Source organism: Enterococcus sp. C65, from assembly GCF_040887165.1.
In the GTDB taxonomy this organism is placed as follows: Bacteria; Bacillota; Bacilli; order Lactobacillales; family Enterococcaceae; genus Enterococcus_B; species Enterococcus_B hirae.
Window position 1 is genome coordinate 1 of sequence record NZ_JBFOFG010000039.1, and the last position, 429, is coordinate 429.

Here is a 429-nt window from a genome sequence, read left to right on the forward strand (position 1 = left end):
AGTGGTTAACGCACCGGATTGTGGCTCCGGCATTCGTGGGTTCGATTCCCATCATTCGCCCTTCTTTATTGGGGTATAGCCAAGCGGTAAGGCAAGGGACTTTGACTCCCTCATGCGTTGGTTCGAATCCAGCTACCCCAGTTCTATAATTTAATTTATAGATTGAAAATAGTATAATGGCGGTATAGCCAAGTGGTAAGGCAGAGGTCTGCAAAACCTTCATCACCGGTTCAAATCCGGTTACCGCCTTAGTACTAATAAAATCAACTTGCCGGCGTGGCGGAATTGGCAGACGCGCTGGACTCAAAATCCAGTGCCCGTTGAGGGCGTGCCGGTTCGACCCCGGCCGCCGGTATTGACTAAGATGAGTACATCTTAGTTTTTTATTGAGAAATAAAATAACATTGTTTATAATGGCGAATGTGGCGA

3 tRNA genes are annotated in these 429 nt (G+C 47.1%); all 3 read left to right on the top strand.

The features are described from left to right. Nucleotides 1-69: 69 nt before the first annotated feature. The 3 genes from AB3I12_RS13435 to AB3I12_RS13445 all read left to right on the top strand — a co-directional run bounded on the left by AB3I12_RS13435 (nt 70) and on the right by AB3I12_RS13445 (nt 355). Nucleotides 70-141, top strand: a tRNA-Gln gene (locus tag AB3I12_RS13435). A gap of 37 nt (nt 142-178) precedes the next feature. Continuing rightward, nucleotides 179-249: transfer RNA gene (locus AB3I12_RS13440), tRNA-Cys, on the top strand. Between the two features lie 21 nt (nt 250-270). Further along, a tRNA-Leu gene (locus tag AB3I12_RS13445) sits at nt 271-355 on the top strand. The last annotated feature ends 74 nt before the right edge of the window (nt 356-429 follow it).